The 16,051-nt window shown below is 57.5% G+C and carries 16 protein-coding genes; 9 read left to right on the top strand and 7 right to left on the bottom strand.

Features of this window, described 5'->3' with window-relative positions; all coding sequences use genetic code 11:
- Window positions 1-315: 315 nt before the first annotated feature.
- Window positions 316-1,554 carry an MHS family MFS transporter gene (locus FY156_15670; GenBank protein ID UXS03171.1) on the bottom strand — a complete coding sequence of 413 codons (1,239 nt, stop codon included), beginning with the start codon at window positions 1,552-1,554 and terminating at the stop codon, window positions 316-318.
- Window positions 1,555-1,947: 393 nt separating this feature from the next.
- Here FY156_15670 and cyoA point away from each other — a divergent pair, with 393 nt between their 5' ends.
- From cyoA to FY156_15625, 9 genes are all read left to right on the top strand, one after another.
- A complete protein-coding gene (cyoA, locus tag FY156_15665; protein ID UXS03170.1) occupies window positions 1,948-3,018 on the top strand; it encodes a ubiquinol oxidase subunit II in 1,071 nt (356 codons plus the stop codon).
- Between the two features lie 71 nt (window positions 3,019-3,089).
- On the top strand, window positions 3,090-5,093 hold the full coding sequence (gene cyoB / locus FY156_15660) for a cytochrome o ubiquinol oxidase subunit I (protein ID UXS02806.1): 2,004 nt from the start codon (window positions 3,090-3,092) through the stop codon (window positions 5,091-5,093).
- A gap of 4 nt (window positions 5,094-5,097) precedes the next feature.
- A complete protein-coding gene (gene cyoC, locus FY156_15655; protein ID UXS02805.1) occupies window positions 5,098-5,724 on the top strand; it encodes a cytochrome o ubiquinol oxidase subunit III in 627 nt (208 codons plus the stop codon).
- Window positions 5,724-6,134, top strand: coding sequence for a cytochrome o ubiquinol oxidase subunit IV (gene cyoD / locus FY156_15650; GenBank protein ID UXS02804.1), 411 nt, complete (start codon window positions 5,724-5,726; stop codon window positions 6,132-6,134). Before cyoC ends, cyoD begins: the two co-directional genes overlap by 1 nt.
- A 133-nt stretch (window positions 6,135-6,267) precedes the next feature.
- Window positions 6,268-7,026, top strand: coding sequence for an SURF1 family protein (locus FY156_15645; protein UXS03169.1), 759 nt, complete (start codon window positions 6,268-6,270; stop codon window positions 7,024-7,026).
- 100 nt (window positions 7,027-7,126) lie between these two features.
- Entirely contained in the window at window positions 7,127-8,347 is a 1,221-nt protein-coding gene (locus FY156_15640; GenBank protein UXS02803.1) for a phosphopentomutase, read from the top strand.
- Entirely contained in the window at window positions 8,344-9,321 is a 978-nt protein-coding gene (locus tag FY156_15635; GenBank protein UXS02802.1) for an adenosine deaminase, read from the top strand. Before FY156_15640 ends, FY156_15635 begins: the two co-directional genes overlap by 4 nt.
- Before the next feature lie 99 nt (window positions 9,322-9,420).
- Window positions 9,421-10,050 (top strand): uracil phosphoribosyltransferase, encoded by a 630-nt coding sequence (gene upp, locus FY156_15630; protein ID UXS02801.1) that lies wholly within the window; start codon window positions 9,421-9,423, stop codon window positions 10,048-10,050.
- A gap of 133 nt (window positions 10,051-10,183) precedes the next feature.
- Entirely contained in the window at window positions 10,184-10,693 is a 510-nt protein-coding gene (locus FY156_15625; protein ID UXS02800.1) for a TIGR02281 family clan AA aspartic protease, read from the top strand.
- Here FY156_15625 and deoA read toward each other — a convergent pair.
- The 6 genes from deoA to FY156_15595 are packed head-to-tail and all read right to left on the bottom strand — an operon-like array spanning window position 10,686 to window position 16,051.
- Window positions 10,686-11,996: a thymidine phosphorylase gene (gene deoA / locus FY156_15620; GenBank protein ID UXS02799.1), complete on the bottom strand. Its 1,311-nt coding sequence runs from the start codon at window positions 11,994-11,996 to the stop codon at window positions 10,686-10,688. The genes FY156_15625 and deoA overlap by 8 nt on opposite strands.
- 4 nt (window positions 11,997-12,000) lie before the next feature.
- Window positions 12,001-12,774 carry a deoxyribose-phosphate aldolase gene (gene deoC, locus FY156_15615; protein UXS02798.1) on the bottom strand — a complete coding sequence of 258 codons (774 nt, stop codon included), beginning with the start codon at window positions 12,772-12,774 and terminating at the stop codon, window positions 12,001-12,003.
- Window positions 12,775-12,776: 2 nt separating this feature from the next.
- Window positions 12,777-13,577 carry a purine-nucleoside phosphorylase gene (locus tag FY156_15610; protein ID UXS02797.1) on the bottom strand — a complete coding sequence of 267 codons (801 nt, stop codon included), beginning with the start codon at window positions 13,575-13,577 and terminating at the stop codon, window positions 12,777-12,779.
- The gene (locus tag FY156_15605) at window positions 13,574-13,966 is read right to left on the bottom strand and encodes a cytidine deaminase (protein ID UXS02796.1); all 393 of its coding nucleotides are present in this window, start codon (window positions 13,964-13,966) and stop codon (window positions 13,574-13,576) included. The genes FY156_15610 and FY156_15605 overlap by 4 nt, the downstream gene beginning before the upstream one ends.
- A 3-nt stretch (window positions 13,967-13,969) precedes the next feature.
- Window positions 13,970-14,941: an ABC transporter permease gene (locus FY156_15600; GenBank protein UXS02795.1), complete on the bottom strand. Its 972-nt coding sequence runs from the start codon at window positions 14,939-14,941 to the stop codon at window positions 13,970-13,972.
- A gap of 6 nt (window positions 14,942-14,947) precedes the next feature.
- Entirely contained in the window at window positions 14,948-16,051 is a 1,104-nt protein-coding gene (locus FY156_15595; protein UXS02794.1) for an ABC transporter permease, read from the bottom strand.

Below are 16,051 nucleotides of genomic sequence, written 5' to 3'. Positions count from 1 at the left end.
GGCGACCTGGCTGCTCCTCTTGGTTTTCTGCTTAGCGGCGTTTGATAATGCGAACGGTCACAATGCGAGCGCCAATCAGCGCGGCGGCCGATGCCGCCTTGTCGCAAATAATCGTTTTCGTCGTTCGCATCGCCATTCCTGATGACTGTTTAACGGCGTCAAGGCGCCAAATTACGTCAGTATTGCTTACATAATATTTCATGATGCATGTAGTCAAGATTAAAATGACCCTGGCGCAATAAAAAAACAAAAACGCCGCGAAATCCGACAGGATTCCACGGCGCTTGCGCTGAAGATATTTTTAAATTGCCCTGACTACTCCGATGGCATGTCCAGGGTGCGGCTGAAAAGCAGCGCCACGAGGGTACAGATCGCGCCTGACAGCAGGTAAAGCCCCACTGCAAAGAGACCGAATTTGGACGAAAATCCCAGCGCGACGAGTGGCGCGAAGCCGGCGCCGATGAGCCAGGAAATATCGGAGGTCAGAGATGCGCCCGTATAGCGGTACTCACGGCTGAACCGGGATGCCAGAGCCCCGCCTGCCTGGCCGAAAGAAAGACCGAGAAGCGAGAAACCGATCAGTACGAAGAGATACCGGCCGATATCACCTGCGCCAAGCAATACTGGCGCAATGAAGCTGAAGATACCGATCAGCACCGCCGCGATACCCAAAAGCTTGCGGCGACCGATGCGATCCGCGAGGACACCCGACAGCACAATCATGCCGCCACCGATAATGGCGCTGACAAATTGCACAAACAGGAAGTCCGACAGTCGCTGATTTGTGTTGAGCGTCACCCAGCTAATCGGAAAAACCGTGACCAGGTGGAACAGCGCGAAGCTTGCCAGCGGCACGAAAGCACCGGTGAAAACGACGCGTGACTGGTTGCGCAACATTTCGAACATCGGCTTCGGTTCAAGTTCATGCTGCTCCAGCATGGCCTGGAACTCAGGTGTAACAATCATGCGAAGACGCGCAAACAGCGCCAGTACATTGAGTGCAAGCGCCACAAAGAACGGGAAACGCCAGCCCCAGGCCAGGAATTCCGGGGTGGAAAGCTGCGTCACGAAGATGATGAAGAATGCGCTGGCGAGGCCGAAGCCCATGGCCGCACCAATCTGCGGCATCATTGCGTACCAGCCGCGCTGCTTGGCCGGCGCATTCATTGCCAGCAACGATACCAGCCCGTCCCACGCACCGCCAAGACCGAGGCCCTGACCGAAACGGAAGACTGCCAGCAAGACGGGCGCGATAATGCCCGCTTCCGCAAAAGAGGGAAGGAAGCTGATCGCCATGGTGGAACCACAGAGCGTAAACAGCGCGGCCGTCAACTTGACGGCGCGGCCAAACTTTCGATCGATCTGCAGGAAAACGAGGGAGCCGATCGGCCTTGCGATAAAGGCCAGTGAAAAGACCGCGAAGGAATAGAGGGTTGCCGTCAGCGGGTCCGCAAAAGAGAAAAACACGTACGGAAAGACGAGTGCAGATGCGAGAGCATAAACGAAGAAGTCGAAGAACTCGGTCATCCGCGCCAGAATGACTGCGATTGTGATGCGATCCGGATCAACGGCAACGGGCGCTGTCTGTCCGCGTGATCCATTCGGCCCATTATAGGATGAGGCCGTATCGATATAACTCATGATATTCCCTCCTGCGTATCGCGAACTATGTCGGTAACGCCAACGGCTCCTCTTCCGTTCACGTTACATGCGACGGATTGTCACACAGGGGTTGAAGGCCGTCAAACAGAATCCCCCAAGAGGGCTTGCCCCAATAGGGCTCTATGCGATAATCCCCCCGACATCCGCGTCCGAAAGGGTTCCATGCTTTTCTTGCTGCGCCGCGAAAAATCGCTGCGCCGCGACAAAATTACGCATTTATTAAATGACGTTTGGCAACTAACCCCGACACACAATGAAATAATCGAGTTTAAGAACGTGCGCACGATCAAGAAATTCTCCACGGCCCTTGGGGGCCTGTCGTCGCTGCTGCTGCTCAGCGGCTGTAACCTCGTCGTGATGAACCCTTCGGGGGATGTCGCCCGCCAGCAGGCCGACCTCATCATCACGTCCACCGTTCTGATGTTGCTGATCATCGTTCCGGTTCTGGCACTGACGCTGTTTTTCGCGTGGAAATACCGCGAGTCAGCCAAGTCCACGGATTACGATCCTGAGTGGCATCATTCGACACGTCTGGAAATGATCATCTGGTCTGCCCCTGTCGCCATCATTCTGATGCTCGGCACCGTGACCTGGATCGCGACCCACCGTCTCGACCCTTATCGCCCGATCGACCGCATCGACGAAAACCGTCAGGTCACGGCAGAGGTCAAGCCGATCACTGTTGAAGTGGTGGCAATGGACTGGAAGTGGCTGTTCTTCTATCCGGAACTCGGCATCGGCAGCGTCAACGAGTTCGCAGCCCCGGTTGATGTTCCGATCAACTTCAAGATCACCGGTACAACAGCGATGAACTCGTTCTTCGTTCCGGCTCTGGCTGGCCAGATCTACGCCATGGGCGGCATGCAGACCAAGCTGCACGCAGTGATCAACAAGGAAGGCGTTTATGACGGCTTTTCTGCCAACTTCTCCGGCCCGGGCTTCTCGCACATGCGCTTCAAGTTCCATGGTCTGAGCCAGCAGGGCTTCGACCAGTGGGTCGCGAAGATCAAGGATGGTGGCAAGCCATTCGGCCGCATGGAGTATCTGGACTTCGCCAAGCCTTCCGAGCGCGAGCCCGTGCAGTACTTCGCCAATGTCGATCCGGAACTTTACGACGCCATCCTCAACCGCTGCGTCGAACCGAACAAGCTCTGCATGCGCGACATGATGCACATCGACGCCAATGGCGGCGGTGGCAAGGAAGGCATCGATATCGCCAAGGCACTGAATTCCGTGGTCTGCACCCCGCTGTCGCCTTACGGCGTGGCGAGTGGCCCACAATCCACTCCGGCTGTCATCTCGGGTCAGACTTTCGAACCCGCTGCACTGCCGGAAACGAAACAAGTCGCTGGCTGACGAAACGTCCCGGCTTTCTGCGGCGCGGCTTGTCCGCGCCGAATTTACGTTTTTGAATCCAAGAGGCTAAAATGGTCGTCAACTCCGATCAAACGTCGTTCCTATTCGGGCGGCTAACCTGGGAGTCCATCCCGCTTCACGAGCCCATCCTGATCGTCACATTTGCGGCAGTGGTGCTGGGCGGTCTTGCCGTCGTTGGCGCCCTTACCTACTTCCGCCTGTGGGGCTATCTCTGGAAGGAATGGTTCACGAGCATCGATCACAAGAAGATCGGTATCATGTACATCATTCTGGCTCTGATCATGCTGCTGCGTGGCTTTGCCGACGCGCTCATGATGCGTCTCCAGCAGGCAATTGCCTCTGGCGGATCGGAAGGCTATCTGCCGCCTCACCACTACGACCAGATTTTCACCGCTCACGGCGTGATCATGATCTTCTTCATGGCAATGCCGATGATCACGGGTCTGATGAACTACGTCATTCCGCTCCAGATCGGTGCACGTGACGTTTCCTTCCCGTTCCTCAACAACTTCTCGTTCTGGATGACGACGGCCGGCGCGGTGATCACCATGATCTCACTGTTCATCGGCGAATACGCCCAGACCGGCTGGCTAGCCTATCCGCCGCTTTCCGGCATTCAGGGAAGTCCGAGTGTTGGCATGGACTATTACATCTGGGGTCTGCAGATCGCTGGTGTGGGAACGACGCTATCGGGTATCAACCTGATCGTGACGATCATCAAGATGCGCGCTCCCGGCATGACCATGATGCGCCTGCCGATCTTCGTCTGGACGTCGCTGTGTTCGAACATCCTGATCGTGGCATCGTTCCCGATCCTGACCGGCACACTCGCCCTGCTCACGCTTGACCGTTACGTTGGTACGAACTTCTTCACCAACGATCTTGGCGGCAACCCGATGATGTACGTCAACCTCATCTGGATTTGGGGTCACCCGGAAGTTTACATCCTGGTTCTGCCTGCTTTCGGTATCTTCTCGGAAATCGTATCGACCTTCTCGCAGAAGCGTCTGTTCGGTTATGCCTCGATGGTTTACGCGACGGTGGTCATCACCATTCTCGCCTACGTCGTCTGGCTGCACCACTTCTTCACGATGGGTTCGGGTGCAAGCGTCAACGCCTTCTTCGGCATCACGACGATGATCATCTCGATCCCGACCGGTGCGAAGATCTTCAACTGGCTGTTCACAATGTACAAGGGCCGCATCAAGTTCGATGTCCCCATGCTGTGGGCCGTCGGCTTCATGATCACCTTCGTCATCGGCGGTATGACCGGCGTTCTGCTGGCTGTTCCCCCGGCTGACTTCGTGCTGCACAACTCGCTGTTCCTCATCGCCCACTTCCACAACACCATCATCGGCGGCGTGGTCTTCGGTGTGCTGGCCGGCATCGTCTACTGGTTCCCCAAGGCCTTCGGTTATCGCCTTGACCCGTTCTGGGGCAAGCTGTCCTTCTGGTTCTGGTTCGTCGGTTTCTACTTCGCCTTCATGCCGCTCTACGTACTCGGCCTGATGGGTGTTACCCGCCGCCTCAGCCAGTTCGAAGACACTTCGCTGCAGATCTGGTTCGTAATCGCTGCTTTCGGTGCAGGCCTCATCGCACTCGGTATTGCCAGCTTCGTCATCCAGCTCATCGTCAGCTTCCTGAAGCGCGAGCAGCTACGCGACGTCACCGGCGATCCCTACGATGGCCGCACGCTGGAATGGTCGACCTCTTCTCCGCCGCCTGCCTACAACTTCGCCTTCACGCCGGTCGTGCATGACGTCGATGCCTGGGCAGACATGAAGAAGCGCGGTGCAGAGCGTCCGCTGGAAGGCTTCATCCCCATCCACATGCCGAAGAACACCGGTGCGGGCGTCATCATCAGCGCCATCAACGTCGCGCTTGGCTTCGCTCTGGTCTGGCACATCTGGTGGCTGGCTGCATTGAGCCTGCTTGCTATCATCGCGGTCTCGATCGCCCACACCTTCAACTACAATCGCGACTATTACATTCCGGCATCGGATGTAACGGAAGTCGAAGCAGAACGTACGAAGCTGCTTGCAAATCAGGCGTAACAGAATGTCTCAAGCACCTGCCCAAAGCGCCAATGGCGCGGAAAAGCCGGTCTTCTACCTGAAGGAAGACCACCATCCGGAAAACGGCACTTCGCTGGGTTTCTGGCTGTACCTGATGAGCGACTGCCTTATCTTTGCAACGCTCTTCGCAACCTATGCCGTGGTCGGTCGCAGTTATGCGGCCGGTCCGTCCGGTGCGGATCTCTTTGATCTCAAGCTGGTCGCAATCAACACCGGCTTCCTGCTGTTCTCCTCCATCACCTATGGCTTCGCCATGCTGGAGGCACAGAAGAAGAACATCAACACGACGCTGATCTGGCTTGCGATCACCGGTGTGTTCGGCCTCGCATTCCTTGGTCTCGAACTCTACGAATTCCACCACCTGATCCATGAAGGTGCTGGTCCGCAGCGTTCTGCCTTCCTGTCGGCGTTCTTCGCGCTGGTCGGCACGCACGGTCTGCACGTTACCTTCGGCGTGATCTGGCTCGTGACGTTGATGGTGCAGGTCAAGAAGTTCGGCCTGCATGAAGCAAACATGCGCCGCCTGACGTGCCTTTCGATGTTCTGGCACTTCCTCGACGTCATCTGGATCGGCGTCTTTTCCTTCGTCTATCTGGTTGGAGTTCTGTGATGGGTTCGAACACACACACGCACGACCACGGTCATTCGCATGATCACGGTCACGATCATCACCACGCCAGCGGAGAAGATCATGGCTCCTTCAAGAGCTACATGATCGGCTTCATCCTCTCGGTCATCCTGACGGCTATTCCGTTCTGGCTGGTCATGGGCGATGTCATTGAAAACCGCACAACGACCGTGCTCATCATCATGGTCCTCGGTGTCATCCAGGTTTTCGTGCACATGATCTACTTCCTGCACATGAACACCAAGTCGCAGGGCGGCTGGATCTTCATGTCGCTGCTGTTCACGCTGGTCGTTGTCATGATCACGCTCGTGGGCTCGCTCTGGGTCATGTACAACATGAACAAGAATATGATGCCGACGATGACCATGGAACAGATGCGTAACCTGCCCTGACGGGCCTGGATAGCGTACCATTCGCAGCCCGCATCGCTTGCGGGCTGCCTCTCCGGAAGACCCATAACCCCATGAATCGGAGAGCGGATTCATGGGGTTATGTGTTGAGCAGGATATAGCTCCAATGAACAGCCTGACAAACCCGACTCCTTCCCGACGGATTCGTCCTGCGGCGATTGTCGTGATTTTCCTGACCGTCATTCTCACGGGCTGCCTGCTGGCGCTCGGCACGTGGCAGGTGAAGCGCCTGTCCTGGAAGCTCGATCTCATCGCACGCGTTGAAGAGCGGGCTCATGCCACGCCGGTCGACGCACCCGCCGAGAACGATTGGGCGGCCCTTGCCGATCCAGCCCAATATGAATATCGCCGTGTCCGCCTTACCGGCACCTATCTCCATCAGGACGAGGTGCAGGTCTATACGGTGTCGGATCTGGGTCCCGGATACTGGGTTCTAACCCCCCTGCAGCGCGATGACGGATCGCTTGTCATCGTCAACCGCGGCTTTGTTCCCTCGGAGAAACGCGATCCATCCACACGCGCCGAGGGTGAGGTCACAGGTCGTGTCGACGTGGTGGGACTGATGCGTGCACCCGAAACCGGGGGCCTTTTCCTCAGAACCAACGATCCGGCGAATAATCGCTGGTATTCGCGCAACATTGCCGAAATCACCTCGACCAAGGGTCTGGCGCATGCCGCCCCCTTCTACGTTGATGCGGATGCGACGGCCAATCCCGGTGGCTTGCCGATCGGCGGCAAGACCATGCTGACCTTCCCCAACAGCCATCTCTCCTATGCAATCACCTGGTACATACTGGCTGCGATGGTGGTCGCTGCAGGCTGGTATGTGACCCGCAATCTCAATGCGCCGAAACAGCGCTCAGAGAACGACTGACGGACGCCGACCAATAAAGCGTTTCACAGTTCACCTTCCAGTGTTCTATATAAGTCGTTTTGGGTCGCGGCAGATCGTGCCGCGCTTTTTGTGGTGACACATGGCACGTGCGTTTCTTCTGGTTCTTGATTCCTTCGGTGTGGGCGGCGCACCGGATGCGGACCATTATGGCGATCTTGGTTCCAACACTTTGGGCCACATTGCGGAGTTCTGTGCGGCGGGCGCTGCAGATCGCCCGGGCTTGCGCGCTGGCCCCCTGAAATTGCCGAACATGACATCGCTCGGTCTCCTCAACATTGCGGAACTGGCAAGTGGCGACATGCCCGCAGGCATGGAGTTGCCGGAACGTATATACGGCCTGCATGGTTGCGCCAGCGAGGTTTCTAAGGGCAAGGATACGCCGTCAGGTCATTGGGAGATTGCCGGTACACCCGTCCGGTTCGAGTGGGGCTACTTTCCGACGGAGGGTGACGCCTTTTCCGCCGAACTCGTTGCAGCGATCTGCGAAGAAGGCAATGTTCCGGGCATTCTTGGCAATTGCCATGCGTCAGGAACGGAGATCATCGCCCGTTTCGGCGAGGAGCATATCCGTACGGGCAAACCCATCTGCTACACCTCCTCCGACTCGGTGTTTCAGATTGCAGCCCACGAAACCCATTTCGGGCTGGAGCGGCTTCTTGCATTCTGCCAGATCGTTCGCAAACTCGTCGACCCGCTGAATATTGGCCGCGTCATTGCCCGTCCTTTCGTTGGTGAGACGGTCGCGACGTTCGAGCGCACCGGAAACCGCCGGGACTTTTCCGTTCTTCCACCGGAGCCGACCCTTCTGGACAGACTGGTCGAAGCAGGACGCAAGGTTCACGCCATCGGCAAGATCGGCGACATCTACGCACATCAGGGCATATCTCGCGTCATCAAGGCCAATGGTAATGCGGCGCTGATGGATGCGACCCTGCAGGCGATAGACGAGGCCGAAGACGGAGATCTGGTCTTCACCAATTTCGTCGATTTCGACATGATCTACGGCCATCGACGCGATGTGGCAGGTTATGCCGCAGCGCTCGAAGCCTTCGATGCACGCATTCCCGAAATTCATCGCAAGATGAAGCCGGGAGACATTGCCTTTCTTACCGCCGACCATGGCTGCGACCCGACATGGCGCGGTACGGATCACACCCGAGAACGCGTGCCGATCATGGCATTCGGACCAGGCATACGGTCTCGTGATCTCGGTATTCGACCCTCTTACGCCGATATTGGCGAAAGCATTGCCCGCCACCTTGGAATAGATGCCGGCGTCCACGGCAGGAGCTTCATTTGACATCCCATTTGCTGAAAGCGGAAATCCATTGCCATCTCGAAGGTGCGGCACCGCCTCACCTTGTTGCGGCGCAGGCGCAAAAATACGGTATCGACAGCAGCAGCTTTCTGCGTGACGGAAAATATGTCTGGACCGATTTCGCCGAGTTCATTCGCTGCTACGATGCCGTCGCGCAGGTCTTCAAGACAGATGAGGACTATGCGGTCCTCACAGAGGCCTATCTCACCGAGCTTGCCGCTGCCAATACCATCTACAGCGAACTGATCATCTCGCCCGATCATGGCGATCGTATTGGCCTTGGTGCCGATGCCTACCTTCAGGGCATCGCGGAAGGCATTCGCGTTGCCAAGGAAAAGACCGGCATCGAAGCCCGCATCATCGTCACCGGTGAACGGCATTTCGGCCCCGACCGTGTTATTGCCGCAGCCGAATATGCCGCCAGAACCGCACATCCCCTCGTCACCGGCTTCAACATGGCCGGCGAAGAACGCATGGGCCGTGTCGCCGATTATGCACGCGCCTTCGATATCGCCCGTGACGCTGGCCTTGGGTTGACGATCCATGCAGGCGAAGTCTGCGGACCGTTCAGCGTGAGCGATGCTCTCGATCTCGTCAAACCCGCACGCATCGGCCATGGTGTTCGCGCCGTTGAAGACGCATCTCTGGTGTCGAGACTTGCCGATAGCGGCACCGTTCTGGAAGTTTGCCCCGGTTCCAACATCGCGCTCAATGTCTATCCGGATTTTGACCAGCATCCGCTCAAGCGGTTGCGCGATGCCGGCGTGCGGGTCTGCATCAACTCCGATGATCCGCCGTTCTTCTTCACATCGCTTGTGCGGGAATACGAACTCGCCTCAACGACGTTCGGGTTCAGCGATGCGGAGATCAACGACATGACCAGAACAGCGCTTCAATGCGCCTTTGTGGACGAACCGACACGGGAACGGCTGCTGGCAAAACTGGGTTCGGTTTAAAGGAAAGCAATCGGGACAAAAACACCCTGAAACACTTGCGAAAGCGACGCTTTCGGTGAATGACAAAAGTATCAAAGAAACGAGGGAAGGCCAGTTTTCATGGACGGCGTTACAGTAATCGATCATCCGCTGGTGCGGCACAAACTCACCATCATGCGCAAGAAGGAAACGTCCACGGCCGGTTTCCGCCGCCTGCTGCGCGAAATCTCAACGCTGCTCTGCTACGAAGTCACGCGCGATCTGGAAATGACGACGGAGACTATCGATACGCCGCTGGAAACCATTGAAGCACCCGTGCTCGAGGGCAAGAAGCTGGTTTTCGCATCGATCCTGCGCGCCGGAAACGGTCTTCTGGAAGGCATGCTGGAGCTGGTTCCTTCTGCCCGCGTTTCCCATATTGGGGTCTATCGCGACCATGAAACGCTGGAAGCTGTCGAATATTACTTCAAGGCACCAGAGAGTCTCGACGCGCGCCTGATCATCGTTGTCGACCCCATGCTGGCAACGGGCAACTCGTCGATTGCCGCAGTCGAGAAACTGAAAGAACGCGGCGCAAAGAACATTCGCTTCCTGTGTCTGCTTGCTGCACCCGAAGGCATCAAGAACTTTCGCGAAGCGCATCCCGATGTGCCGATCTTTACTGCGTCCATCGACAGCCACCTGAACGAGCAGGGCTACATCGTTCCGGGTCTTGGTGACGCGGGCGACCGGATGTACGGAACGAAGTAATTCCGTCCACCGAACCTTAACCATCAACGCCATTTGCCGGATGACATCTCGCAAATGGCGTTCTTGATTCAGGATTTTTCGGTATTTTGCGGTTTATGCTCACCTTGGTTCAATCCATTTCGGGAGCATATCCTTGCTGGCGCGTACGATTTTCCTTCTTGTCAGCCTCTCGGTCAGTGCAACGCAGATCCCTGCACTCATAGAAAAATTTCACACGCGCCCTGCTCCGGAAGCTGAAAAAGCGGCGCCGGTGAAAGCCCAGCCGGTATCGCTTGGCACTGTCACCCTCAAAGCGGATGCAAACGGCCACTTCAATGCCGCTTTCCGTCTCAATGGCAAACCGTTCGATGGTCTTGTCGATACCGGTGCTTCAACGGTCGCGATCAATGAATCGACTGCGCGGCGCCTCGGTTTCGGTGTGAACAGTCTCGATTTCAAATATCCGATTTCGACAGCCAACGGCAAAACCAAAGCCGCTTATATAAAGCTGGACCGGGTGGAAATCGGCGCGATCCGTGTTCAAAACGTCGATGCAATCGTACTCAAGGACAATGCACTCGGCAAAACGCTGATTGGCATGAGCTTTCTGAAGCAGCTCTCGTCGTTCAAGGTTGCCGGAGACGAACTGCGGCTCGTCAGGTGATCCGCTCACATATGACCGGAGCGATATCGGCCGTGACCGTATCGACCGTATAGCTTTCCAGCACTCTGTCGACTGCGCGTGCAGCGGCGTCCTGTGATGCGGCATGAACGAAGGCGATGGGTTCACCCTTCTCCACTCTGGTCCCCAAAGGCAAAATTCCGGATAGACCCACGGAAAGATCAACGGTGTCCGACGGTTTGCGCCGCCCGCCACCAAGTTCCACAACTATCATTCCCACGTCGCGCGTCCCACAGGACGTCAACCAACCGCTTTGGCCGGCCGGAACGGGCACAATGACAGGCGCTGCGGGCAGGTAGTGCGCCGGTCGTTGCACGAAGTCGACAGGACCGCCGAGCGCAGTGACCATACGCGCAAAAGCTTCCATCGCCTGGCCGGAAGCCAAAGCCTCGGCAGCCTTCGCTCTGCCATCCTCAAGCGTCCCGGCTGCCCCGCCCTGCACCAGCATCTCCGCTGCGAAAGACATGACAACGTCCTCAAGACGGGTTCCCGCTTTCTGTCCATGAAGAAAGTCCAGGCAATTGAGGATTTCGACCGCATTTCCGGCAGCATCGCCAAGTGGCTGGTTCATGTCGGTGATCAAAGCAGCGGTCGGCAGACCCGCACCATTCGCGACGTCGGCCAGCGAACGCGCCAGGCTGCGTGCCTCCTCAATATCCTGCATGAAAGCGCCATTGCCAACCTTGACGTCAAGCACAAGCGTTTCCAGACCGGCGGCAAGCTTTTTCGACAGAATGGACGCGGTGATCAACGGAATGGAATCGACGGTAGCGGTCACATCACGAATGGCGTAAAGGCGCTTGTCGGCCGGAGCAAGATCACCGGTCTGGCCAATGATCGCGCAGCCTGCGTCACGCACGGCCTTTCGAAAGCGCATCTCATCCGGCATGACGTTGTAGCCGGGAATGGCCTCAAGCTTATCGAGCGTGCCACCCGTGTGCCCAAGTCCCCTGCCGGAGATCATCGGAACCGCCAACCCACAGGCGGCCACAATCGGGGCCAGCATCAATGAGACATTGTCACCGACGCCGCCGGTCGAATGTTTATCCGCAATGGGCTTGTCAACCTCATTCCAGGAGAGAACATCGCCACTGTCACGCATGGCAAGCGTCAATGCGACTGTTTCGTCGCGGCTCATGCCACGAAAGAAAACGGCCATGGCAAAAGCTGCGGCCTGGCCTTCGGAAATCTGCCCCGATGAAAGGGCCCCGACGAATCCGGAAATCTCCTCCGGATCGAGGTGCAACCCGTCACGCTTGCGGCGGATGATTTCCTGGGGGATCAAGGGGTCAATATCCGCTGGCGGCCTTGGCGGGTTCACCACCGGCCAGCACGTTCAGCACATCGTCCAGCAGGCTTGAGGCACCAAAACGAAAGGTTGAAGGCATGGCCCAGTTCGGCGCCATGATGGTTTCCGCGAGCCTGAGATACAGCGTTGCATCCGCCACCGTGCCAATACCGCCAGCAGGCTTGAAACCAACCTTCTGTTTGCTGTCTCGGATTGCCTGCAGCATGATATCGGCTGCTTCCAGCGTTGCATTGACCGACACTTTGCCGGTCGACGTCTTGATGAAATCAGCACCTTCCGCGATGGCAATTTCCGAGGCACGGCGGATCAGCGCCTTGTCCTTCAACTCCCCGGTTTCAAGTATGACCTTGAGCTGGACCGGTGCGACACACGCCTTGCGCACAGCCGCAGTCATCTTAACCACAGCGGCTTCATCGCCGGCTATGAACTTCTTGTAGGGAATGACGAGGTCGATCTCATCGGCTCCATCGCGAATGGCCGCCTCAGTTTCGGCCACAACGGTGGCGATCTCGAGATCGCCAGACGGGAAATTGACGACAGTGGCGATCTTGATCGCGTGATCTTTTCCAAAAGCTGCCCTGGCCTGCGCCACAAAACGTGGCCAGATGCAGATCGCGGCCGTATTCCCATACTCGCTGTGCGCTCTCTGGCACAAAGTGGCAATCTGCTCCGGCGTGCAATCTTCTTTCAGGTTGGTCAGGTCCAGCAAGGACAGAGTGAGGGCAGCCGCTTCTCGCGGACGCTGGAGTTCCATGATCATGCTCCTCCTGCAATCATTTCCTTCAGGATGGCGGCAAGTCGTTTGCCGCCCACTGGAGCCATGTCCTTGGTTTCCTCATGGCTCAGTTCCGCACCGGTCATGCCGGCACCGTAATTGGTAATAACGGATGCGGCAGCAACGCGCATCCCGAAAAAGCGTGCGAGGATGACTTCCGGCACCGTAGACATGCCAACCGCATCCGCTCCCAACAGACGCGCCATGCGAATTTCTGCCGGCGTCTCGAAGCTTGGCCCCGAAAACCACATGTAGACGCCGCCGAACAACGGCACGGTCGCACGAATGGCAGCGTTGCGCATCGCCAGAACCAGATCTGCGTCATAGGCCGTCGTCATGCCGACAAAGCGACGATCGCTTTCTTCGCCAATCAGCGGGTTCATGCCGGAATAGTTGATGTGGTCGGTGATCTGCATGACAGACCCCGGCGGCATATCTTCTCGAACCGAGCCCGCGGAATTGGTCAGGATCAGCGATTGTACGCCCAACCCGGCAAGCGTTTCGATCACTACCCGCATCGCGGCCGGATCGCCCTTTTCATAATAGTGCACGCGACCGGACAGCATGATGACCGGTTCGCCGCCAAGATAACCTGCCACCAGTTCACCCGCATGACCCGAAACACCGCTTGCCGGAAATCCCGGCAATTCGGCATAAGGAACACGGATAGCCTCTTCGACCTCTTCCACAAGCGAGCCGAGACCGGAGCCGAGCACGATGGCGATACGCGGCATGAGGCCGTTCAGCCGGTCCACCAGGATGTCGATCAGCGTGTCCGTCATCCGAGCAACTCGGTCTTGAAGGACAACGGCAAAAGCTCATCCATGGTCACGACCTTCTGCACGCCTGTTTCATCGCAGAGGTACACCTTGGTTTCGGAGGTCGCGAATTCGGCGATCTTCTGGCGGCAGCCACCGCAAGGTGGGCAGAGAGCCAACTTTTCCGCGATCACGGCGATTTCCTTGATCTGTTCTGCACCGCCCATCACCATAGCGCCAATGGCCGTCGGTTCAGCGCACCACCCTTGCGGGAAGGAGAGGTTCTCGATGTTGGCGCCCTTATAAATCCTGCCGTCTTCGGCGCGGATCGCCGCACCGACCGGAAACTTCGAATAGGGTGCATGGGCGAGCGCCATCGCGTCTCTTGCCGCTTCGAACAATTCCCGAGACATGGATTAACGCTCCTTCGAGTAGGCGACGCCACCAGCCTTCGGAGGCTTGGCAACACCGATGAAACCCGCCAACAGGATGCAGGTCAGAATATAGGGCATGGCCTGAAAGATCTGCACCGGCACTTCGCCGATGCCCGGTACGGACTTGCCCTGCATGAAATTCGCGAAGGCATCGAGGAAACCGAACAACAGGCAGGCAAACATGACTGGAACCGGCTTCCACTTCGCGAAAATCAGCGCTGCAAGTGCGATATATCCCTTGCCCGCAGACATGTTGGCGATGAAGGAAGCCGACTGCGCCACGGCAAGATACGCGCCGGAAAAGCCGCACAGGAAACCTGCAACAATGACGGCACGGAACCGCATCCATGGAACGGAAATGCCCGCCGTATCGACAGCGCCCGGGTTCTCACCGACGGCGCGCAGACGCAAGCCAAAGCGTGTGCGGTAAAGCACCCACCAGGACAGGGGTACCGCGAGAAATGCCAGGTAGGTCAGGATGTTGTTGCCGGAAATGACATTGGCATAAAGCGGCCCGATGAAAGGCACCTCACGCATGGCATCGGCACCGGGCAGGATGATTGGCGTGAAACGTCCCTCTGAGGTCAGTTGCGGTGTACGACCACCCTGACTGAACCATGCCTGACCAAGAACTACCGTCAGACCGGCTGCGATGAAGTTGAGCGCAACACCGGAGACGATCTGATTGCCACGATTGGTGATGACGGCAAAACCGTGAATGAGCGAGAAAAGGATCGAAACGGTGATGCCGGCCAGCAAACCCGCCCAGGGGTTCGCCGTAAGATAAGCGACGCATGCGGAAGCAAAAGCCGCCGCAAGCATCTTGCCCTCAAGGCCGATATCGAAAACACCCGCCCGTTCCGAAAACAGGCCGGCAAGCGCGGTAAAGAGCAAGGGAATGGTCAGGCGGACGGTCGATCCGAGAATGCTGACCAGAATATCGAAGAAGTCCATCTCGGATTACCCCTTTACCAGACGCTGATAGACGCGAACGATCGCAGGCCGGTACATATATTCCAGAGCCCCGGCAAACAGGATCACCAGACCCTGGATGACCACGATCATCTCACGGGTAATGTTGGGCATTTCAAACGAAAGATCGGCTCCGCCCTGATAGAGAATCCCAAACAGCAATGCGGAAAACACGATGCCAAGCGGATGGCTTCGTCCCATGAGGGACACGGCGATACCCACGAAGCCCGCGCCGCCAACGAATTCTACCTGCAAGCGCGCGGAGGCGCCCATGACAGGGTTCAGTGCCATCATGCCCGCCAGACCGCCCGACAGGAGCATGGCGATGATGACCGTGCGCGCATAGGGAATACCGGCGTAAACCGCTGCAGAGCGGCTAATGCCGAGGGTACGCATTTCATAACCGAGTTTGGTGCGCCAGATCAGCACCCAGACCACGAAACACATGACAAGCGCGATGATGAACGACACGTTGAAGGGTGCCGGCCCCAGTTTCAGCCCGAAAAGCGCCATCAGCCAGTCCATCTTCGGCAACTGGCCGCCGGGCAGGAAGGTGCGTGTTTCCGGCGCCATCTTGCCAGGAACGATCAGCACGTTGACGAGCAGGTACACCATCAGCGCCGCAGCAATGAAGTTGAACATGATCGTGGTGATCACGACGTGACTGCCGCGTTTTGCCTGCAGCCAGGCCGGAATGAACGCCCAGGCGGCGCCGAAGACAGCCGCGCCGATAACGGCGAAGGGCATGGTCACGTACCAGGGCACATAACGGTCAAGTGTCAGGGCAACCAGCGCAGCACCAAGGCCGCCGACATAAGCCTGCCCTTCCGCACCGATATTGAACAGGCCGGAATGGAATGCCACGGCAACTGAAAGGCCGGTAAAAATGAAACTTGTCGTATAAAACAGGGTGAACCCGATGGCATCGCCACGGCCGAGAGCGCCTTCAATCAAAAGACGCAGTGCCGCAAACGGATTTTCACCGATCGACCAGACGACGAGGCCGGAGATGACAAACGCCGTCACGACGTTCAGCAGCGGCAAAAGACCGTAGGTGATCCAGTTTGGTAGGGGGACGGAAGCAGTGCTCAT

The sequence above is a fragment of the Agrobacterium tumefaciens genome (assembly GCA_025559845.1).
GTDB lineage: Bacteria > Pseudomonadota > Alphaproteobacteria > Rhizobiales > Rhizobiaceae > Agrobacterium.
Note: the sequence above shows the minus strand (reverse complement) of the source record. Positions and strands in the feature narration are given on the sequence as shown.